This is a genomic window from Gracilibacillus ureilyticus (assembly GCF_900111195.1).
In the GTDB taxonomy this organism is placed as follows: Bacteria; Bacillota; Bacilli; order Bacillales; family Amphibacillaceae; genus Gracilibacillus; species Gracilibacillus ureilyticus.
Genome location: NZ_FOGL01000015.1, coordinates 81944 through 101664, shown reverse-complemented (window position 1 = coordinate 101664; position 19721 = coordinate 81944). Strand labels below are relative to the sequence as shown.

Sequence of the window (19721 nt, the reverse complement as noted above, 5' to 3'; positions counted from 1 at the left end):
TTATCTTCTCCTTTGGATTTCTTTCGATTTCAATTCATTAATTTTACTTGAAACGAATTCCCATCTTTCCCAGAAAACTTCGAGTCTTTCCTGACCTGCTGTGTTAAGTTTGTAAAATTTTCTTGGGGGGCCCACATTGGATTTCTTTTTCTCAATATCCACCAGTTTGTTCTTCTCAAGTCGCATCGTAATCGTATAAACTGTCCCCTCAACCACATCAGTGAAGCCAAGTTCGCGCAGCTGCTGTGTGATTTCATAGCCGTAAGTTTCGCCGCGACTGATGATCTCAAGCACACAACCCTCCAGTACTCCTTTCAGCATCTCTGTGATATTTTCCAAATTTCTCACCCATTTTTCTATATTTTCTCAGTACTCATTATTACTGGTATTCAGTATTACTTACTACAAGTACATAGTATCACTGAATAGCGGTCGCTGTCAACATAATTTCTCTTTATACAAATGAATGGAAGCAATTTGATTTAATCACCCAGGAGCAGCTTAGGTCAGTTTCATGCATACAGTCAAACATCAGTAAGAAAGAAAGATTATCCGTGAGTTACGTTATGCAAGCTGTTTCTTTAAGAATATATTGATACTGTATATCGCAGTGACTTACCTTCATTTCTTGTCAAAATAAAGAAAGCCTTCACCCTTAATATAGCTGGGATCCCAATTAAGATAAGATAAATTTTTTTCAGTCCTCACTGTACTACGTGCTAGAATTACAATACAAAAGGTGGTCTGAAATATGAAAAACTCTACTACATTAGAAATGGATAGTCACTTCTCCTGTTCCCAGGCTACAGCTCTATAATGAAAAAGCTGGTTTCCATAACTGAAAACCAGCTTTTTCATATATTAGTCTTCCACCTCATAACCTTGTTCTTCAATCGCTTCTTTCATTGCAGCAACAGTTACTTTGGATTCATCAAAAGTAACATCAACACTGCCAACTTCTAAATTAACTTCAGCAGCTGACACGCCATCTAATTCTTTTAATGCCCCTTCAACTGACATTTTGCAATGACCGCATGTCATGCCTTGTACGTTTAACGTTTTTTCCATGGCCTATCACCTCCTTTACAGTGGACTTTATAATTTGACTCGTTTTAAGCGTAATGAGTTAGAGACAACACTTACTGAACTTAATGCCATTGCTGCACCAGCAATCCAAGGAGCCAATAACCCTAAAGCCGCAATCGGGACTCCTGCAGTATTGTAACCGAATGCCCAGAACAGGTTTTGGCGGATATTCTTGATTGTAGCATGGCTTATTTTGATTGCTTTAGGTATAAGCAATAATTCACCACCAAGAATCGTGACATCGGCAGCTTCAATTGCTACTTCCGTTCCCGTTCCTATCGCAATTCCGATATCGGCGATTGCTAATGCTGGGGCATCGTTTACCCCATCACCGACCATTGCAACCTTTTTACCTCGATCCTGAATTTCTTTCACTTTATCTGCTTTTTCCTCTGGTAAAACTTGAGCAATTACTTTATCGATACCAACCTGTTTGGCAATTGCTTGTGCCGTTCGTTCATTATCCCCTGTTAACATGATAACTTCCAAGCCTTGTTCTTTTAATTCTCTGATTGCTTGTGGTGCTGTTTCTTTAATGGTATCAGCGACTGAAACAATTCCACGGAACTGTCCGTCCATTGCGATTAACATCGCTGTTTTTCCTTCTATCTCATAATCAATCAATTCTTGTTCTGCCCCGCCAACATCAATTTGGTGATTCTGCATCAGTTTGCGGTTACCAACAAGAATATGCTTGTTTGAGATCGTTACCTCGATACCATGTCCAGGTATTGCAGTAAAGTCATCCACATCAACCAATTCGATATTTTTTTCGGTTGCATAGGCAACAATTGCTTCTGCAAGCGGGTGTTCTGAGCCTTTCTCCGCACTTGCAAGCAGCTGTAATGTTTCCTCATCACCAGTAAAGTCTGTCACTTCTGGTTTACCTTTTGTGATTGTCCCTGTTTTATCCAACACGATTGCGTTTAAGGCATGTGTACGTTCAAGGTGCTCTCCGCCTTTAAACAGAATTCCATTCTCTGCAGCTTTTCCTGTTCCAACCATAATGGATGTAGGTGTTGCAAGCCCTAAAGCACAAGGACATGCAATAACTAGGACAGCAATTGCTGCAACTAACGCTGGTTCAAACTGGCCAGGTTCGACGAAAGCGATCCATATGACAAATGTGAGAATGGCTATCCCTACAACAATCGGTACGAAATAACCTGAAATGATATCAGCTAATCGCTGGATTGGCGCTTTCGAACCTTGGGCATCCTCCACAATTTTTACAATCGAAGCAAGGGCTGTATCTTTCCCGACTTTGGTCGCTTCCATTTCAATCGAACCATTTTTATTGATCGTTGACCCTATTACGTTAGCATCTATTTCTTTTTCAATTGGAATAGATTCCCCTGTAATCATCGATTCATCAACAGAAGTTCTTCCTTTCACTACAATACCGTCAACAGGTATTTTCTCACCTGGTTTGACAACCAAGCGATCCCCAACGGCAACTTCTTCGACTGGTATCATTGTTTCCTCGCCATTTCTGATCACACGTGCTTCTTTTGCCTGTAAATTAAGTAAAGAAGACAGAGCATTCGTTGTTTGGCTCTTCGCTCTTGCTTCCAGATACTTACCAAATAATATCAACGTAATTAATACTGCACTTGTTTCAAAGTATAAATGCGCCATATAGTCTGGATTGCCAATTGTCTTAAACGCTTCGTATAAACTGTAGAAATACGCCGCACTCGTACCTAATGCCACAAGCACATCCATGTTCGCTCCACCATTACGAAGGTTCTTATATGCCCCAACATAAAATTGCCAGCCGATAATAAACTGAACAGGTGTTGCTAAAGCGAATTGGAACCATGGATTCATAAAGATAGCTGGTATCGCCAAATTAAATAAATGAACAAGCATTGTTACTAGAAGCGGTGCAGATAAAACAGCAGAAATGATTAATTTTGTTTTCATATTCTTAATTTCTTTTTCTTTATGTGTTTGTTTTTCTGCTGCTTCCGCTTTTGGCTTCGCATCATAGCCGAGTGTTTTAATTTTCTCAATAATTGCTTTCTGGTTAACCAAACCAGGGTTATACTTTATTGATGCTGATTCTGTTGTTAAGTTTACAGATGCAGACTTAACACCATCTTGCTTGTTCAAGACTTTTTCTATTCGGGTTGAACATGCAGCACAAGTCATTCCAAACACATCTAACTCTGCTTTCTCCATTAAAACACCGTAGCCAACTTTTTCGATTTTTTGCGTAATATCTTCAATGGAAGTTTTCTTAGAATCATATTCTACGGTTGCTTTTTCTGTCGTTAAATTGACTTGAGCTTCGACTCCATCCATTTTATTTAATACCTTTTCAATTCGGGTTGAACAAGCAGCACAGGTCATTCCTGTTATACCAAGTGTTGCATGATTTGTTTCTCCCATAATTGTTCCCCTCCTTACTTGGAAAACTGCTTCATTACACTCATTAATTCATCAATCGTTGCTTTCCCGTCACCTTGCTTGATCGCATCACTGACACAATGATTAAGGTGTCGTTCTGTGACAGAGAAACCAACATTTTTTAACGCGGATTGAATTGCACTGATTTGCACTAAAATATCAACACAATACCTGTCTTCTTCCACCATTTTCTGTATTCCGCGGACTTGTCCTTCTATACGTTTTAAACGATTTATTACTTTTTGCTTTTCATCCTGCGTTCTAGGTTTACTTGGGTGGTCATGTAAGAACTTATCCAAATAAATCACTTCCTTTTTTTATTATATTTATACTATACCCCCTTATGGTATTATTGTCAAATAAAAGAGAACTTTCGGCTCCATTCAATAAAAGTTCACAAGGGCATTATTCGTTTTTTCCAGCCTTTGTAGATCGTGTGAACAGAAGTGCAAGCACAAATCCAATCAATGCGATTATTCCTATCCAGAAAAATCCCTGCTGGAAGCCTGCATTCAAGGCACCTGTCTGTGATTCTGCTGTACTTGAAGCAGTAGTTGCACCGGCAATAGCCACTATTACAGCAAGACCTACCGCCGAGCCAATTTGGTAAAAAGTATTATATAAACCAGATGCAATACCTGACCTTCCTGATTCCACTTCTGATACGGATGCTGTTGTAGCAGGTAAATAGGCAAGGGCATTACCTAAAGATGCTATTAAGGAAGCAAGCAAGACATTTGTCCAGTAGTTTCCATCAACGCCGGCTGTTTGGGAAAATAAAATCCCCGCTGCTCCAAGCAAGACAAATCCCGTAACAAGTGTCTTCTTAATTCCGAACTTCTCCATTACTTTTTCCGCAATGGCAACCATGAAGATGGCCATAAAAATTGGCATTGGCAGCATCGCCATCGCTGCAATAAATGGAGAGAGCTGTAAAATCTGCTGCAAGTATAAAACAAGAATATATACGAGCGGGAACCATGAAGCTGCTATTAAGAAAACAGAAATATTTCCTATCGCAAGATTCGGTGTCTTAAAAATATTAAGTGGCATGAGCGGTTCTTTTGTTTTCGACTGTACGATGATAAATACGATGAACAATACAGCCCCTATTGATAATGGCAGAATGGTATTGATGGACTGCCAGCCACTATGCTCTGCTGTTACAATTCCATAAACAATGAGCATGGAAGAAATGGTCACTAATATTGCGCCAATATAATCGACACGGCCGGTTGCTTTACTTCCTGACTTTTGTAAAAGCTTTGGAGACAGGAGAAGCACAATGATACCAAGTGGAACATAGATCAATAATGTCCAGCGCCAGCCGACAAACTCTGTAATGATACCACCCATAACGATACCCAAAGCACCACCCGCTGCCCCGGACAGACCCCAGAATGCAAGGGCTTTGCCCATTTCTTTACTATTGGAAGAAAACAGGATCATAATAAGGGAAAGTGCAGCTGGCGCAATGAATGCAGATCCTAATCCTTGAACTGCCCTTGAGACGTTGAGACTCATTTCGCTCCAGGCTATTCCTGCAAATAAGGAAGAAATGATTAAAATGATAACACCAAAATTAAAGATGCGCCGGTTTCCGAATAAATCTGCTAACCTTCCGCCTAATAATAAGAATCCCCCAAAGAAAATAAGAAATGCACTCATTACCCATTGTAAATTTTCCTGACTGTAACCAAGTGTTTCTTTAATCGATGGCAGGGCAATCTGAATAATTGCCGAATCCATCATTACAAGGAAATTCGCAAAGCATAACAATGCCAGTGCTTTCCAGCGATTTGGATCTGGTTGTGAAATTGTATTTGTTGACATAATGATGTACCCCCAATATTACATTATTTTGTTTTCATTTAATTGATCGATATCAACTCTCTTGCAGAATTTATAAAATGCCTCTCGTTTCTTACCCATTTCGGCATATGCTGCAATAAGTTTATCTACTGTATCGTACAATTCTTCCGGTGTCAGACCTTCCTTCAGTAAATATCCAACTTCGGCATCTTTCCCCTTCGCTTTTCCCCCGATATATAAATTGTAACGGTCTTTGAATTTCATCACACCGATATCACTGAGCATAGGTTCACCGCAGCCTACCGCACAGCCTGTATAGGCCATCTTTAGTGTAAAAGGAACCGGCTTTCCAGCAAATCGCCGGTTTAATTCTTTTGCAATCGGCATCCCCTCTCGTTCTTCCCCTTTGCAAAAATTACATGTTCGCAAACTTTTGACAACATTCCCAACTGGGTAACAGGCCAGCCCAACGCTTTCCAGCTCCTCAATGATTTCGTCTTTTCTATGCTCAGGAATTTCCAGATATAGCTGTTGAAATGTGGTTAATTCCAGCTCATCCTCTTCATTCATGTATTTGGAGATGGTTACAAGCTGTTTGGCGTTCAGCTTTGCTCCAAATCCGATTCCCCCATTTACGGCGATCTTTATTTTTGGTACATCTGTCTCCATATTTGTTTCCCTTCCTTCTCATAACAATTTGATACTATACAGGGGGAGGGTATTATTTTGAATAAAAAAATAATCAGGTTATTCCATGCGACCTACCCAACATTTAGCAGTTTCATTATTTCATCCTTATTCCTCTCGAACCCTATCATACTTTTTGACTTTTTCTTTATACCCAAAAAGGATCGACGGGAAAATACAAGTGCTGGAACAATCCTGTTTCCTGTTAATTTTTTAAGATCTTCTTCTTTTGATGGTTGTTGTGCTAAATCATATTCCTTGTGTGGAATCTGATTCTTTTGCAGAAACTTCTTTAAGTCCTGGCAATCTGAACAGGTTGGTCTTGTGTAAACTTCCAGCTGATAGTTGTTCATCTCTAACCATACCTCCTTGTTTATTCTTTTACTTCAATGATAAATGGATAAACTTCTACGTTTTCACCAAACTTAAATTCGGCCCAGATTTTGTACATGCCCGGGGTTTGAAAATGTGCATTAAACGTTGTAGTTACTTCTGTTTCCGGATGTACATGAATATAATGTTCAACGTTCTCGTCAATAATAACCACATGACCTAGGGCACCGAGATATGGATCTGATTTTTCTCCCTGTGTATCAAAGACCAATGGAACTTCTTCCCCGACCATTGCGTCTACAGGATGTAAGGTCACTGTCTTGCCTCCACGTTCTTTCGTCCAGTTATCCTTTTCTCCGAGGCTTACTTTCCTTGTTTCCCCTGTTCCAACCTGAAGGGTATTTGGTTTTATCTGGTACTCCTTATTTTCTGGTGTAATGTCAACGAATGCCTGGTAGGTACCGTTGCTCAGCACCTGGTTTACTGAATAGAGTCCATGTTTCTCCTTTACTGGATGCAGATGATAATATTCCTCTAAGTCATTAGAAATAATGATAAAATGCATCTCTTTCTCATGTTGTACAGCAAGTTCTGGTGGAGCGCCATTATTATCTTCCAGCTTAATCATAATTTTTCCATTATCATAGGTTACATCTGTCTTAAGCTCTGATTTGGCATGATGATGGTGATGATGATTGTGTTCACCGTGATTCATTGTTTTTTCCTCCCTTTAATTATCTTTATTGATAACACATTGTTATATATAGATTGTGCTATATAGTGAGATTTTAATCAGCGAGGTTTTTATACCCCACTAAACTTACCGGGATGCTTCGTGTAGCTTTAGCACTTTCTAAACAACATCGTAACCTTGTTCTTCAATCGTCTCTTTAATCACTTGCAAATCCACTTTTTCTGAATCAAACGTTACGTCAACTTTCGCCTCATCCAAATGAACCTTTACTGCCTCCACACCGTTAAGTTCTCCAACGCTTCCTTCAACTGAACTTACACAATGTCCACAAGTCATACCTACTACATTAAGTGTTGTATTTGTCATTTTCATTGCCTCCCAATTTTTATTTCGTCTACATCATACCATACCCCCCTACTGTATTGTAAAGTTATAAAATCCTCACCAATTCTATTTTTTTGAATCAAAAAATCAGACAGAAATGAAATTCCGCCTGATTTTCTTGTTTTTCAGATATAAAATAATTCCCCTAAAAGTATCTTTTCTAAACAAATTAGCTCATATTAAGCAGTAACGAAACATCGTTTGTAGAACCGACAGAGATGATTTTCTTCTGTGATACATCAACAAGCTCCTTTAATTTCTCAGCAAGGTCAGAGCGTGTTACAATCACATCTGCATCATGAATGGACTGAATAACAATATCTTTGGAAGACTCCTGTACATCAATTGTATCAATTTCTGCCGTCGCCACCCGTCTTAATTCATCCAGATAGAAGGTACATGAGCTGAGCTTGCATTCAACAAAGAGGTAGTGTCTGTTTTTTTATTAGTATTATTGTTCTAATTAAGTTGGTTATAAGTTATTAATCGATGGATATGCACCGCAAGATAGGCCAATTCCTCATTCGGGATTGTTTTGTCATGAACTTGCTTTATATATTCTTTAATTTTAAATGCCCCATCCATCGCCTGAGGATACAAATTGGCTAATTGTTTAAACAGGACATTATCCTTATCATCTAACATCTCATCTTTATAAAAACGTTCAACAAAAAATTTAACATGGGTGATGTAACGAGTATAGTGAATGCTGTCCGTGTCTATATTGATATTGAAAGAATACCTTGTCAGGTTAACAATACTTCCGATCATCTTTGCATACTTCATACCATCTTTTGACTCTTTCTGTTGTTCACCTTGCGCGTTGATGATATGAAATGCAATATTTGCTGCTTCTTCAATCGGTAATTCAATATCGAATTTTCTATTCATTAGTTTGACAGCATGTACTCCAATATTAAATTCGTCCGGATAGTAATTTTTTATTTCCCAATATACTTTGTTGGTGATGTTAATATTTTTCTTATATCTTTCAACCGCAAAGTTCAAATGATCCATTAACATAAAATAGATACTGGAATTTAGTTTTGCCTGCAGATTTTCTTCAGCATACTTGACAATCTGCTGGGTCAGATCAACAAATTCAGCCGGAATAGAATCCAACAAGCCAATAAATTCTTTCACTTTTATATTATCAATCGGAAGAAACATCTGATCAGCTTGGTTTTCTTTTATGACATTTCCGGCTTTTTGTCCAAAACCGATTCCTTTGCCGAAAAGGATGAATTCTTTTTTTTGATCGTCTTCTGCCAATACAACGCTCGAATTTAAAACTTTTTTTATCCGTATCAACTATTATTCTCCTTTCCTTTGATAATATTTCTATCAGGATTACATGAACGAATGGAATGCTGACACAAAAATTCTGGAAAGAGAAAGTGTAGCTACTGGTATTTATTTCAATTACAAGTAACTACTCTATCTAAAGCTATTTAAGCTATGTTCATATTTCCTTACTCTAATACTTCACCATTTGATTCAATCACCTTTTTGTACCAGTAAAAAGAATCTTTCTTCATACGTTTAAAAGAACCATTACCATTATCATCTACATCAACATAAATAAAGCCATATCGTTTACTCATTTCACCAGTGCTCGCAGAAATAATATCAATTGGCCCCCAAGAAGTATATCCGATTAACGGAATGCCATCAATATCTATTGCCTTTTTCATTTCTCTTATATGTTCTTTTAAATAATCAATGCGATAAGAATCATGAATATCTCCGTTTTCATCAATTGTATCGATTGCCCCAAGTCCATTTTCTACAATCATCAATGGTAACTGATAACGGTCATATAGATAATTTAATGAATACCGAAGGCCTTTTGGATCGATTGCCCAACCCCAGTCACTTTTATCAAGAGAGGGGTTAGTATAACCTGTTTTTACTCCATTAAGCCCCTGGAAATCTAAACTTGTTTCCTTTCCTACCACATGTGTTAAATAGTAGCTGTAGGATAAAAAGTCAACTGTTCCATTCTTCAAATCTTCCAAATCACCAGCGTGTAAAGGCAGTTCAATTCCTTTCCGTTCAAATTCTTTTAATTTGTATGCTGGATAATAGCCGCGACACTGTACATCACAATAAAAGAGCATTTTGTGCATAAAGTCCATTGTCATTTGCATATCTTCCGGGTCAGGACTGTTTGGATAGGCAATATGCCCTGCATACATCATGCCAACTTTGTTTTGCGGATCAATTTCGTGAGCCATCTGGACAGTTTTGGCACTTGCTAATAATTGATGAAAAGCCGCTGTCATCGTATCTTGTTCATCATTCGATTCTATTCCACCAGCCATCCACGGCTTAGTAGACATGACATTAATTTCATTGAATGTAATCCAGTACTTGACCTTGCCTTTATACCGCTTTAACAAAGTTTCTGCATAATTCAAGAAAAAGTCAACTACTCTTCGATTTTGCCATGAATTATATTGTAAAAGACCTAGTGGTGTTTCAAAGTGTGAAATGGTTACTAATGGTTCTATTCCATACTGAAGACATGTATCAATCACATCATCATAGTGTTTCAATCCCAGCTCATTCGGTTCCGCTTCATGACCATTCGGGAATATACGTGTCCAGTTAATAGAAAATCTGTAGCATTTAAAGCCCATCTCGGCAAACAATGCAATATCTTCTTTAAAATGATGATAATGGTCGATTGCTTGATGGCTAGGGTAATATTTACTTTCATCAATTCTTTTTGTTATTTCACGCGGAACACCTTTCTCACCTGCTGTCATTACATCCGCAGTGCTTAATCCTTTTCCATCTTCTTTATAAGCACCTTCACATTGATTTGCCGCTGTCGCTCCACCCCATAAAAATCCCTCTGGAAATCCTTGTTTCATGTATATTTTCCTCCCTAATTCATTTCTTTATTATTTCATATTTTTAAAAATTGATTACGCTTATTTCTGATTTGTAATCACTATCATCGTAGTTGTGTCAAATCCTGCTTCCACAATTTTATCTGTTTCAAATGTTACTAATAAATCACCGGTTTTTACTTCGTCACCTTCTTTGACATGGGATTCGAAGTATTTACCGTCTAGCTGAACCGTATCAATTCCGATATGAAACAGTAATTCCACACCATCTTCTGTTTCCATACCTAATGCATGATTGGTATTGAATACCATTTTGATCGTTCCATCCGCTGGTGCCACTAATTGACCGGCATCTGGAATAACTGCAATTCCTTCCCCCATTGCCTTGCTCGAGAATACATCATCATTAACTTCTGTAATTGGAATAACTGCTCCACTTACAGGTTGGTACAGTTTGATTTTATTGTTGATTGTTATTTCATTATTTTGATCAGTAATTACCGATGTTTCACTCGTTTTATCGGCTTTTTCTGTTTCAACTAAATCTATATTTTCCTCTTTCCTATCTGTTGCTTTCCAAAAGAAGAATGTTAGCACAAATGATGTAATAAATGAAATTACTAACCCTATTAAAGCATAAATAATATTCATCCCATTATCTGGGTCAATGAACATTGAAATACTAGCAATACCAGGTGTTACTAAAGTGAAACCCGCTAAACCGAAGAAACCGACAAATAATCCGCCAATTAAGCTCGAAGTAATAACAGTTCCCAACACCCGTTTATTCTGCAAAGTAATACCATACAAAGCGGGCTCGGTAATCCCGAAAAATGCGGAGATCCCACCTGAAAGGGCTACTGATTTCTGTTGAGTATCTTTCGAACGCAGTGCTACTGCTAGTGAAGCACCACTTTCTGACATGTTATGCGCTAACAATGCCGGTAACATTAATGCTTCTTTACCAAGACTTGATAGTGATGAAACAGCATAAGGTGTAGTTGCTTTATGCATACCAGTTGCCACCATAAATGGTAAAGAAGTAGCAAGTAAACCTACAGCAACCCAGCCTACATTGTTAAATAGGAATAGAATTAGATTAGTAAACCATACACCTAGTGTAAAACCTATTGGCCCTAATACGATTAATGTAAACGGTACAGTTAATAATAGCGACATCATGGGAATAAAGAATACCCGAACAGCTTTTGGTGAGACCTTCGTAAAGAACTTCTCCATATAGGAATAGAAAATAACCCCTAAGATGGATGGAAACAGTTGTGATGAATAATTAACATTTGTTATATCAAACGTTAAGAAAGTAGCACCTTCACCCATTAATGTTGTCATATTTGGGAACAAAAGAATGCTCATTGCAGCAGCTGCTACGATTGGATTTACCTTCAGCTTATTGGCAACTGTAATAGCTACTAGTATCGGTAAAAAATAATAAACAGAATCACTAATATATCGTAAAATTAAATAGACATGATCTTGTTCACTCAATACATTAAGCGCAGTTAGTAAAAATAAGATAGACTTTAATATACCTGCCCCAGCCATAGCTGGAATCAATGGTTGAAATACGCTGACAATGAAGTCCAACACGGTAGCACCAATTTTGCGTTTTCCTTTTGGCTTTTCATTTGAATTGGCTGATCCAAAATTCCCCATTTTCATTAATTGTTCATAAACTTCTACTACATCACTTCCAATAACTACTTGTGTTTGTCCTCCTGATTTTACAATCTTCAGAACACCCTCAATTTTCATTAAGTCTTTTGTCTCTACTTTATTATCGTTATGAAGGGTGAAACGTAACCTTGTCGCACAATGTCCTAAATGAACAACATTGTCTTGTCCACCAACATATTGTAAGATAGCAGATGCTGTTTTTTGATAATCCATATGAATTCCCCTTTTCTGTCTAACTAGCATGTTCGACTGTAACTTACATTTAATATAAAAAAGGCAGAATCCAATAAAGCATTATAGTACTCCCAGTATAATACCAGGTACTATCTTGCTTTATGGATCCTGCCTGCATGACCAGTCACATGTCCAGTTATTATTTAATTAGCTTGTTCATATCATATTATAATATAAAATAAAATGCAAGGGGTTACACAAAATTTCTCATATAATCTTTTTCTGAAGGAAAATCTTCATCCACCCCTCATTCCACAACCATACAATAAAGACTCCTATCCATTTAAATCAGCTTAACTGCAAGGTAACACAAATCACTAGGTATGATTATTCCCTTCTGACTGGACTCCTATTTTTCCATTATGCTGTTCGATAATTCCCTTTGAGATAGCTAGTCCCAGCCCTGATCCGCCCAATTCTCTTGATCTGGAATGTTCCGTACGATAAAAACGTTAAAAATCTTTCTCTATCCGAATTGTTAGGCCAGCTCCTGTTATTTTAAACTTATAGTCCGAAATGAGAATGCTCCCCCTTTATTATAAGCGCCCCTGTACCCTCTTCTTAATAACGAATGGCATTGGCCTAGAGATTACTAAGAACCCGTGAAATACTTATTTGTATTACTACAGCAATCCTCGACTCTGCTCTTACCTGTTTCTTTTAGAATAAATGATAACAATAAGATATTTTATAAATACATAATTAGTTATTGAAAAAAGTAAATTGGAGAGTGATAAAATGTTAAATAACATACTTACCAATTAATATAATGGTGTATATCAAAGATCCTTTGATCAAGCAGCTAATTAAGATAACGAGTCATTTCTCTTTCATGGGAAGCTCAACTTGGTCATCCTACCGCCATCCACTGTATAGACCTGTCCTGTAATAAACCCAGCCTCACCAGCTGCGAGAAAAGCCACGAGCGCTGCCACTTCTTCAGGGGATCCCGTACGACCTACAGGGTGGATACGTGCGATGTCTCGTCGGAACGTCTCTGCATCAGCTATATTTTCGATCATATCGAGATTTAGATCGGTGTCAATCCAGCCGGGCGCCACCGCATTGCATCTTATTCCTTCATCGCCATGGTCCACTGCCACCGAACGAGTCAGCCCATGGAGCCCTGCCTTCGAGGCGCAGTAGGCTGCATGCCCGGGGTTTGCACCCAACCCTTCTACTGAGCCGGTGTTGACGATACTTCCGCACGTCTTGCGCAGGTAAGGCAACGCCGCGCGAATCAGCAGGAATGGGGCCGTCAGGTTAAGATTGAGGTTACGTTGCCAATCCTCGAGACTCATTTCTTCGATCTTAGCTTCCTGCATCATACCCGCATTGTTGATCAGCACATCAAGCTTCCCAGTGCGGCCGATAACTTCTTTAATAATCTGTTCGGGTGTATTCGGATTGGAGAAATCTGCCCCGATGGATTCAAATTCCTCATCTTCCCCGCGCTGCGCGGTGATCACAGTCGCTCCTTCATCGCGTAATCGGCGGGAAATGGCTCGTCCAATCCCAGAACGCCCACCTGTCACTAGCGCCACCTTGTTTTCAAAACGCTTTATTTGATTTGTCATAATAATTTATCTCCTTCATTAATAATCAATACCCTTATATACAGTGTCCCTTCAAAAATTGATACAGTGCACCCTTTAATGTTATTTTGTTCACTATTTATTATTAATAACAATTGATAATTTATAACTCACATATTTACTCAAACCTTCCAAAAATTCATCTAGTTTCTCATTTGAGGGGAATTTGCATTCTAGAAGGTAGCAACTCTCTCCACTAACTTTATAGTTATTTATCACATAGTCTTTTTGTTTCTTTATAAACGTTTGATAAGGTTGATGATTCGTATCCTTCATATAAATTTGTATAATTGCGTGAATTGTATAACCTATTTTTTCTTGATTAATTTTAATGGTGTACCCCTGAATAATCCCATTTCCCTCCAATTTCGCCACTCTAGCTGAAGTAGCTGGTCCAGTTAAATGGACTTTCTCGCCCAATTCTTTCATCTTAATCCGGCTATTTTTGGATAATTCGTCCAAGATAAGAAGATCCGTCCTATCTAACATTTTGTTAACTCCTTTCATAAATAAAGTAAAATGACCAAAAGACTTTATTTAATCTATGTATTCCTGTTCCAGTCTTAGTATAGAATATACATTGTTCAAATCAATTTTTAAAGAAAAGGAGTTTTTAATAGATGAATATTCAACTAATTCGAAACGCAACACTTGTCATTGAATATGCAGGAAAAAAGTTTTTAATCGACCCTATGTTAGCTGAAAAAGGGACTTTGCCTGCTTTTGGTCCAGAGGTAGGCTTACCTGATGCCCCGAGACAAGATCAGAAGAATCCATTGGTAGACTTGCCAATATCCATAGAAAATATCATTGAGGATATCGATGCGGTCATCGTCACTCATCTGCATCCTGACCATTGGGATATGGCAGCTATTGAGGCATTGCCAAAAGACATTAAACTATTTTCGCAGAATGAAGAAGATGCATCAGCAATAAGCGATGCTGGTTTCCAAAATGTAGAGATTTTACAAGAGAATACTGTTTTTGAAGAAATCCAATTGATTAAAACAAAAGGTGAGCACGGGAGAGGTGAAATTCTAAAAGCTGCTGGTCATGTATGTGGCGTTGTCTTTAAACACTCCTCAGAGAGTACATTATATGTTGCTGGAGATACAGTTTGGTATGATGCTGTTCAGGACGTAATTAACACACATAAGCCTGAAATTATTGTCGTAAATGCTGGAGATAATCAATTCAATATAGGTGGTTCTCTAGTAATGGGTAAAGACGATGTCTATGAAGTTTATAAGGCTGCTCCTAACGCAAAAATTATCTCCGCTCATATGGAATCTGTAAACCATTGGACTTTATCAAGAGAAGAATTGAAAAACTTTGCTGACGAAAAAGGAATCTCTTCTAATGTTTTAGTACCGGATGACGGAGAAGCATACACATTTTAGTTTAAGGGGGATTCATGGTGTCAGTTGAAGCTAACAAAGATTTAGTTCGCCATTTTTATGAAGCGATTGAACAAGAGAACTATGAGGCACTTAAAGATTTCTGCCATAAAGACTTTGTGTTTTACCCACAACTAGACACTCCTTTTCCTGGTGTGGAAGGTATTTAGAATCCGATAGGAAAAACTTTGATTCTTTTCCAGACTTCAAAATGCCAATCCACTCGATAATGGCTGATAGTGATCAAGTAGCTGTATATTTAATACTTGAAGGTACACATACTGGGATTCCGTTCCTTGGTGTTCCTGCAACAGGGAAGACTGTTAAATTCTCACTAATGATACTATTACGTATTGTTAACGGGAAGATCATAGAGAAAAGTTCTCATGTCGATGTAAATGACATTTTTCGACAGCTTACCTTCAATGCCTAAGTTAAAAGCTTTTCTTATTGTAAGACCCGCTATGTGTGTGGGTCTTGTAATAGGACATATTTTGGCTCCCTTTTTATATCAAGTAAATGAATTCCAAAGAAAAGTATAGGAGTAGAAAAATGATTACAAAACAGTATAAGGTAACTACAAGTTCCGGCTTTGCTCGTATAGCCACTTTATTAGTAACAGATGCTAGTAAGTTTACCTCTACCATTACTCTCAAATATAACGAAAAATCAGTTGAATTAACTAAGTCTCCTGATTCAATTATGGAAATTATGTCATTAGGAATTGATAAAGGCTCTGAAATTTGTCTTAAGGCTGAAGGAACTGATCAAATTCTAGCGTTAAAGACTATTAAAAACTGTTTAACGCAGCATATTCAAGAATAAAACACGGACAAATCATATCTATTTCTCTCATTTCACCTGTTCCCATTTGAATAATGTATTCTAAGTGAACTTATATTTTTAAACCTTCCCACTAAGCTGCCTCATTCTTTTTCCATCATTAACATTGCAACGGGGTGTTTTAAGGAATGAATTCAGTTTAAGGATAGAAAATAACCACAACAGGACAGGTTCACTGTCCTGTTTCAGATTCTAAATAACGATAAAGGGTAGACTTGCTTATTCCTGTTTGATTTTTAATATCTATCAGTTTACACCCATCATGGTACATAGAAATCGCCTTTTTCACATTATCATCTGACTTTTTAGGTCGACCTATTTGTTTCCCTTGTTTTTTCGCCTGATGCATACCATTGGTTGTTGATTGCTTTATTATTTCTGATTGAAAATCCAATATGAATACCATGATATCCTTCAGCTGAATGTTCAGTAACTGATCACTTCGAATTCCCTCCCGTAAAAAGTGTATTCTTACATTGTCCTTTTCACATACTTTTAATAATTCCATTAAATTATGAAAAGAATCAGCCAGAACAATCATTCTTTCCACTGTAATCGAATCACCAGGCTGCATTTTCATGAGTAATGATTCTAGTTGATGTCGCTTTTTAGGTGAGCCATGTTTTTCTTTAAAGATCATTTCACATCTATTATTAAGTAGTTTTAACTGAATTTCTGACTTGGTATCATTATATAATGGCCTCGTATAGCCAAAATTCATTGAATTCATTCCTTTCATTTTCCCAAAAAGGTTCCTTTTTGGTACGTTCGATGATACAATGTTTAAAGATATTAAGAGAAGGAGATTATTATGCAAAAAATAAAACAACAATGGTTTGGTAACATACGTAGCGACATCTTAGCAGGTATGGTAGTTGCTCTTGCTCTGATACCAGAAGCAATTGCTTTTTCTATTATAGCTGGTGTTGATCCAATGGTTGGATTATATGCCTCTTTTATTATTGCTGTTGTCATTGCTTTTGCAGGCGGGCGACCTGGAATGATTTCAGCGGCAACTGGTGCAATGGCTTTACTGATGGTTCCATTAGTCCGCGAACATGGACTTGATTATTTATTAGCAGCAACCATTTTAACTGGTATCATTCAGATTTTATTTGGGGTGTGCAAGGTTGCTAAAGTTATGAAGTTTATTCCAAATGCTGTAATGATTGGGTTTGTCAATGCATTAGCCATACTTATTTTCATGGCCCAATTGGAACATTTTATTGGTATTTCCACAATGACTTATGTGTTTGTTGCAGTAACTTTAGTTTTATTATACACTTTACCACGTTTCATTAAAGTAGTGCCAGCACCATTAATAGCAATTGTTGCATTAACAACAGTAGCTATATTTGGCGGGTTCGAATTAAAGACGGTAGGAAATCTTGGTACGATTACTCAATCGCTACCTTCATTTCTAATTCCGAATGTTCCATTTAATTTGGAAACATTACAGATAATCTTCCCTTACTCCTTATCTTTAGCAATTGTCGGGTTGCTGGAATCATTGCTCACCTCACAAATTGTAGATGATATGACAGGAACAGAAAGCAATAAAAACCGTGAAGCTAAAGGACAAGGGATTGCTAACTTCATTACAGGTTTTTTCGGAGGAATGGCGGGCTGTGCGATGATTGGACAGTCTGTGATTAATGTGAAATCTGGCGGTCGTGGACGATTATCTACTCTAGTTGCAGGGGTCTTCTTAATGTTCCTGATTATTGTACTGGGAGAATTAGTTGTTCAGATACCAATGCCGGTTTTAGTAGGTATTATGATTATGGTAAGTATCGGAACATTTGACTGGAGCTCATTTAAATATTTGTTAAAGGCTCCCCGTACAGACGCAGTTGTTATGTTAGCAACTGTTGGAATTGTCGTGTACACCCATGACCTATCAAAAGGCGTACTTATTGGGGTATTATTGAGTGCCATTTTCTTTGTTGTCAAAATATCCACAGTTAAAGTACATCAAGATGGCAATCGCTTTAAGGTTCATGGTCAACTTTTCTTTGCATCGACGGATGGATTTGTAGATTATTTTAAAAAAGCAGAGATTCAACAGAAAAGGATAAAAATTGATTTATCTCATACGAGAATATGGGATGATTCTGGTGTAGGTGCTTTAATAAAAGTGAAGGAACTATTGGAAGAAAAGAATATCAATGTGGAAATTATTGAAATGGATGCAATAAGCAAAGAGATAATGGATAAGCTGGATGGTTTTTCTTCATCACATTAATTAGGGAGGATTTGCTATGTATAAACATATTTTATTGGCTTCAGATGGATCAGAGAACGCTGTACGTGCGGCGAAAGAGTCCGTAAAGCTTGCTTCATATAATAAAGATTCGATAATAGAGGTGGTTTATGTAATTAATATCGATAAATCCAAATCAGATGTTCTTCATTCACATTCCACTGAAGAGATTGATATAGAACGTCGTAAAAAGAATTCTAAGGTTATTCAATTTTTGAATGAAGCAGATGTTAATTACAGAACAACTATTCTTCGTGGTAAGCCTGGGCCGGAAATCGTAAAATATGCAAATGAGCAAAATGTAGATATCGTAGTAATTGGCAGCCGAGGACTTAATACATTACAGGAAATGGTGTTAGGCAGTGTAAGTCATAAGGTAATGAAACGTGTTAACTGCCCCGCTATGATTGTGAAGTAAAAATGAATAAATTTTAATAAGCAAAGAAAAACCAAGACCAAAAACAGTGCTTTGATGCTTTTTCACTTTTACCCACTGCGCCATAAAGATGGCGATAACCAGAGTTGTCATCACAACTAATAACTTTCCCGATTGTTTTGAAGATGAAAAAGCATATAGTATAATATACAAAAATATAAAAAGGAGGTCATAAGAAATGAATAGATTGATAAAGTTTTCCATTCTTTCTACTTTGATTGCTTCAATAATTACTTTAACGGCATGTAGTGATAATGTTGAGAATTCATCAGAAAAACAAGTAGAAGACCAGGACACATCCGATCAACTGGAAACCGCACCTCAACAAGAAGACAAAACTGGATCGGATTCTAAAGAAGAACCCATTGAAAGTCCAACCAATCCACCAGCAGAAAGTTCTCAGAATGATGATATTTCTTATGCTCCTGATACAGTCCAAAAGGATGAATCTTTTCTAATGGTAGAAGATAAAGATAATTATGAACCTGTATTTCCAACAAAATGGGAAAGTTCTCCCGATGGAACAAAAGAGGTTTTGATTGATGGAAGAGGTCAATATGCTATAGAAGAAGGGATTGGAACGCTTGTTTTACATGATAAAGGAAAGGATACTTATCAATTGATTACATTGGCGAATAAAGAAAGCCAGGATACGATTAAAGCGGTCGAATGGATTGATAATAAACAATTGTTTATCATTGTTGGCATGTCATTTGGAATGGTATCAAAAGGCGGACAACTTTATGAAGTTTCACTAAAAGATTTTTCAGTCAAAAAAGTCTTTCCTAACCTAACGGAAAAAGAGGAAATTTCATCTATTGAAAATAATGGTGATGGTACCTTCACTTATGAGCTTCATACGTATGAAGACGATACCTATACTACAGGAACTACTGAAGAAAACCTTTTAACTCCTAATCCTTAATTTGCTTATTGAATGGCAAAAGCCACCAGTATTAACTGGTGGCTTTGCTCTGCGGCTGAAAGCCTCT

23 protein-coding genes and 1 pseudogene are annotated in these 19721 nt (G+C 37.5%); 7 read left to right on the top strand and 17 right to left on the bottom strand.

From position 1 onward, the window contains the following. The 16 genes and pseudogenes from BMW36_RS14455 to BMW36_RS14380 form a co-directional block, all read right to left on the bottom strand. Complete coding sequence (locus tag BMW36_RS14455) at window positions 1-339, bottom strand: PadR family transcriptional regulator (protein WP_089742348.1); 339 nt, start codon at window positions 337-339, stop codon at window positions 1-3. A 522-nt stretch (window positions 340-861) separates the two neighbouring features. Continuing rightward, entirely contained in the window at window positions 862-1068 is a 207-nt protein-coding gene (gene copZ / locus BMW36_RS14450) for a copper chaperone CopZ (protein ID WP_089742346.1), read from the bottom strand. A gap of 27 nt (window positions 1069-1095) precedes the next feature. After that, complete coding sequence (locus BMW36_RS14445; protein WP_089742344.1) at window positions 1096-3480, bottom strand: heavy metal translocating P-type ATPase; 2385 nt, start codon at window positions 3478-3480, stop codon at window positions 1096-1098. A gap of 14 nt (window positions 3481-3494) precedes the next feature. Further along, window positions 3495-3797 carry a metal-sensing transcriptional repressor gene (locus tag BMW36_RS14440; RefSeq protein ID WP_089742342.1) on the bottom strand — a complete coding sequence of 101 codons (303 nt, stop codon included), beginning with the start codon at window positions 3795-3797 and terminating at the stop codon, window positions 3495-3497. Window positions 3798-3903: 106 nt separating this feature from the next. Beyond that, complete coding sequence (locus BMW36_RS14435) at window positions 3904-5331, bottom strand: MFS transporter (protein WP_089742341.1); 1428 nt, start codon at window positions 5329-5331, stop codon at window positions 3904-3906. Between the two features lie 18 nt (window positions 5332-5349). Continuing rightward, the gene (locus tag BMW36_RS14430; protein WP_089742339.1) at window positions 5350-5979 is read right to left on the bottom strand and encodes a nitrite reductase; all 630 of its coding nucleotides are present in this window, start codon (window positions 5977-5979) and stop codon (window positions 5350-5352) included. A 92-nt stretch (window positions 5980-6071) separates the two neighbouring features. Continuing rightward, window positions 6072-6350 carry a glutaredoxin family protein gene (locus tag BMW36_RS14425; protein WP_089742336.1) on the bottom strand — a complete coding sequence of 93 codons (279 nt, stop codon included), beginning with the start codon at window positions 6348-6350 and terminating at the stop codon, window positions 6072-6074. 20 nt (window positions 6351-6370) lie between these two features. Beyond that, a complete protein-coding gene (locus tag BMW36_RS14420; protein WP_089742334.1) occupies window positions 6371-7045 on the bottom strand; it encodes a hypothetical protein in 675 nt (224 codons plus the stop codon). Between the two features lie 138 nt (window positions 7046-7183). After that, window positions 7184-7390, bottom strand: coding sequence for a copper chaperone CopZ (gene copZ, locus BMW36_RS14415; RefSeq protein WP_089742331.1), 207 nt, complete (start codon window positions 7388-7390; stop codon window positions 7184-7186). Between the two features lie 187 nt (window positions 7391-7577). Next, on the bottom strand, window positions 7578-7778 hold the full coding sequence (locus tag BMW36_RS14410; RefSeq protein ID WP_089742329.1) for a hypothetical protein: 201 nt from the start codon (window positions 7776-7778) through the stop codon (window positions 7578-7580). Window positions 7779-7867: 89 nt separating this feature from the next. After that, the gene (locus tag BMW36_RS14405; protein WP_089742327.1) at window positions 7868-8719 is read right to left on the bottom strand and encodes a PRD domain-containing protein; all 852 of its coding nucleotides are present in this window, start codon (window positions 8717-8719) and stop codon (window positions 7868-7870) included. Between the two features lie 161 nt (window positions 8720-8880). Continuing rightward, window positions 8881-10287, bottom strand: a complete 1407-nt coding sequence (locus BMW36_RS14400; protein ID WP_089742325.1) for a glycoside hydrolase family 1 protein — start codon at window positions 10285-10287, stop codon at window positions 8881-8883. Window positions 10288-10347: 60 nt separating this feature from the next. Beyond that, entirely contained in the window at window positions 10348-12174 is a 1827-nt protein-coding gene (locus tag BMW36_RS14395) for a beta-glucoside-specific PTS transporter subunit IIABC (protein ID WP_089742323.1), read from the bottom strand. A gap of 338 nt (window positions 12175-12512) precedes the next feature. Next, window positions 12513-12647 (bottom strand): annotated as a pseudogene (locus tag BMW36_RS20630) (ATP-binding protein); the annotation flags it as partial. 378 nt (window positions 12648-13025) lie between these two features. Then, window positions 13026-13772, bottom strand: coding sequence for an SDR family NAD(P)-dependent oxidoreductase (locus BMW36_RS14385; protein ID WP_217640962.1), 747 nt, complete (start codon window positions 13770-13772; stop codon window positions 13026-13028). A gap of 93 nt (window positions 13773-13865) precedes the next feature. Then, window positions 13866-14279, bottom strand: coding sequence for an Lrp/AsnC family transcriptional regulator (locus BMW36_RS14380; protein ID WP_089742321.1), 414 nt, complete (start codon window positions 14277-14279; stop codon window positions 13866-13868). A gap of 131 nt (window positions 14280-14410) precedes the next feature. Between BMW36_RS14380 and BMW36_RS14375 the strand changes: the two genes are divergently transcribed. The 4 genes from BMW36_RS14375 (at window position 14411) to BMW36_RS14365 (ending at window position 16012) form a co-directional block, all read left to right on the top strand. Continuing rightward, window positions 14411-15190, top strand: coding sequence for an MBL fold metallo-hydrolase (locus BMW36_RS14375; protein ID WP_089742319.1), 780 nt, complete (start codon window positions 14411-14413; stop codon window positions 15188-15190). 14 nt (window positions 15191-15204) lie between these two features. Next, window positions 15205-15357, top strand: a complete 153-nt coding sequence (locus BMW36_RS20625; RefSeq protein ID WP_245711698.1) for a nuclear transport factor 2-like protein — start codon at window positions 15205-15207, stop codon at window positions 15355-15357. A gap of 41 nt (window positions 15358-15398) precedes the next feature. After that, a complete protein-coding gene (locus BMW36_RS20620; RefSeq protein WP_342707272.1) occupies window positions 15399-15620 on the top strand; it encodes an ester cyclase in 222 nt (73 codons plus the stop codon). A gap of 119 nt (window positions 15621-15739) precedes the next feature. Then, window positions 15740-16012, top strand: coding sequence for an HPr family phosphocarrier protein (locus tag BMW36_RS14365; RefSeq protein WP_089742317.1), 273 nt, complete (start codon window positions 15740-15742; stop codon window positions 16010-16012). A 190-nt stretch (window positions 16013-16202) separates the two neighbouring features. On the opposite strand, the gene BMW36_RS14360 is transcribed toward BMW36_RS14365, so the two are convergent. Next, on the bottom strand, window positions 16203-16760 hold the full coding sequence (locus BMW36_RS14360) for a recombinase family protein (RefSeq protein WP_175480477.1): 558 nt from the start codon (window positions 16758-16760) through the stop codon (window positions 16203-16205). Between the two features lie 78 nt (window positions 16761-16838). Here BMW36_RS14360 and BMW36_RS14355 point away from each other — a divergent pair, with 78 nt between their 5' ends. From BMW36_RS14355 to BMW36_RS14345, 3 genes are all read left to right on the top strand, one after another. Then, window positions 16839-18275 carry a SulP family inorganic anion transporter gene (locus BMW36_RS14355; RefSeq protein ID WP_089742314.1) on the top strand — a complete coding sequence of 479 codons (1437 nt, stop codon included), beginning with the start codon at window positions 16839-16841 and terminating at the stop codon, window positions 18273-18275. A gap of 16 nt (window positions 18276-18291) precedes the next feature. Then, window positions 18292-18711: a universal stress protein gene (locus tag BMW36_RS14350; protein ID WP_089742312.1), complete on the top strand. Its 420-nt coding sequence runs from the start codon at window positions 18292-18294 to the stop codon at window positions 18709-18711. 196 nt (window positions 18712-18907) lie between these two features. Beyond that, entirely contained in the window at window positions 18908-19654 is a 747-nt protein-coding gene (locus BMW36_RS14345) for a DUF4652 domain-containing protein (RefSeq protein WP_089742310.1), read from the top strand. Window positions 19655-19721 lie beyond the last annotated feature (67 nt).

Coding starts and splice junctions, on each gene's coding strand:
- copZ (WP_089742346.1), bottom strand. CDS start 1,068: ATGGAAAAAACGTTAAACGTACAAGGCATGACATGCGGTCATTGCAAA.
- BMW36_RS14445 (WP_089742344.1), bottom strand. CDS start 3,480: ATGGGAGAAACAAATCATGCAACACTTGGTATAACAGGAATGACCTGT.
- BMW36_RS14435 (WP_089742341.1), bottom strand. CDS start 5,331: ATGTCAACAAATACAATTTCACAACCAGATCCAAATCGCTGGAAAGCA.
- BMW36_RS14430 (WP_089742339.1), bottom strand. CDS start 5,979: ATGGAGACAGATGTACCAAAAATAAAGATCGCCGTAAATGGGGGAATC.
- BMW36_RS14425 (WP_089742336.1), bottom strand. CDS start 6,350: ATGAACAACTATCAGCTGGAAGTTTACACAAGACCAACCTGTTCAGAT.
- BMW36_RS14420 (WP_089742334.1), bottom strand. CDS start 7,045: ATGAATCACGGTGAACACAATCATCATCACCATCATCATGCCAAATCA.
- copZ (WP_089742331.1), bottom strand. CDS start 7,390: ATGACAAATACAACACTTAATGTAGTAGGTATGACTTGTGGACATTGT.
- BMW36_RS14400 (WP_089742325.1), bottom strand. CDS start 10,287: ATGAAACAAGGATTTCCAGAGGGATTTTTATGGGGTGGAGCGACAGCG.
- BMW36_RS14395 (WP_089742323.1), bottom strand. CDS start 12,174: ATGGATTATCAAAAAACAGCATCTGCTATCTTACAATATGTTGGTGGA.
- BMW36_RS14385 (WP_217640962.1), bottom strand. CDS start 13,772: ATGACAAATCAAATAAAGCGTTTTGAAAACAAGGTGGCGCTAGTGACA.
- BMW36_RS14380 (WP_089742321.1), bottom strand. CDS start 14,279: ATGTTAGATAGGACGGATCTTCTTATCTTGGACGAATTATCCAAAAAT.
- BMW36_RS14375 (WP_089742319.1), top strand. CDS start 14,411: ATGAATATTCAACTAATTCGAAACGCAACACTTGTCATTGAATATGCA.
- BMW36_RS20625 (WP_245711698.1), top strand. CDS start 15,205: ATGGTGTCAGTTGAAGCTAACAAAGATTTAGTTCGCCATTTTTATGAA.
- BMW36_RS20620 (WP_342707272.1), top strand. CDS start 15,399: ATGCCAATCCACTCGATAATGGCTGATAGTGATCAAGTAGCTGTATAT.
- BMW36_RS14365 (WP_089742317.1), top strand. CDS start 15,740: ATGATTACAAAACAGTATAAGGTAACTACAAGTTCCGGCTTTGCTCGT.
- BMW36_RS14360 (WP_175480477.1), bottom strand. CDS start 16,760: ATGAATTCAATGAATTTTGGCTATACGAGGCCATTATATAATGATACC.
- BMW36_RS14350 (WP_089742312.1), top strand. CDS start 18,292: ATGTATAAACATATTTTATTGGCTTCAGATGGATCAGAGAACGCTGTA.
- BMW36_RS14345 (WP_089742310.1), top strand. CDS start 18,908: ATGAATAGATTGATAAAGTTTTCCATTCTTTCTACTTTGATTGCTTCA.